Below are 854 nucleotides of genomic sequence, written 5' to 3'. Positions count from 1 at the left end.
CTTAAACTTATCAAGTATAAAAATATGTTTACAATTAGTTTAGAGCAAATAGACCACCCAAAATCGTTGCAATAAGATTTTCAATCATTTACCTTCCTTCCATATAATTAATCTTTATAATTAATATATTTTTATCTCACTAGAATAATTCAGGGTACTCTTCTTCTAACTCTTTAATTTTCCGTAGTGTGGTAGTATGCATATTCATAGAATAAATCATAGGCTGCATAGAACCACCTTCAACTACGCTAGACTTATACTTTGCCTCGCTTTCGCGATATTCTTTCCATTTAAGTATAGACTCTTTGAATAAGTCTTTATCAAAATCTAGCATGTCTGTAAAATCTTTATTTATTAATTTACTGATATAACCTTCAAGCTTTATATCAATTTTATCGAACTCATTGTGAGCATGAATATTCATGTCAATTTGTGTTTTTGGGGCATCTGGATATAATTTAGACTGAATAAAATCAGTAGTATTTTCTAAAAATATCTTAGTGTTTGAAAACAATTCCTGAATAAAGTCTTCATTAACTTCTACTTTTGTTCCAAATTCATGGCAAAATATATGTCTTAATTCGAATACAGTGACAACACTCTTTAGAATCTCATTAGTATTACTTTTAAAACTATTATTAATCAATTTCTGTTGATCAAAGATACTTTTGGTTTCAAAATTATTTAGTTCATGTAAGAATTTTATTCCTAACAATATGGAGATATTGTTATCAATATCACTTATATTATTGCAAGACAGTGTATGTGAAATGAACTCCCCAATTGTCAATTTTTTACTCTGAATAGCATTAACTATACTATAATCAAATTTTTTATTTGAGTTATTGAATTTT

At 26.8% G+C, this 854-nt stretch carries 1 protein-coding gene; it reads right to left on the bottom strand.

Annotated elements, in window-relative coordinates; genetic code table 11:
• Positions 1-139: 139 nt before the first annotated feature.
• Positions 140-854: lysozyme inhibitor LprI family protein (locus ACS8FC_RS16060; protein WP_439297505.1), on the bottom strand; the 715-nt coding region annotated here is incomplete at its 5' end.

The sequence above is a fragment of the Psychrobacter sp. 1Y4 genome (assembly GCF_051847555.1).
The sequence above is the reverse complement of the archived record's forward strand: the minus strand, read 5'-3'. Positions and strand labels throughout refer to the sequence as shown.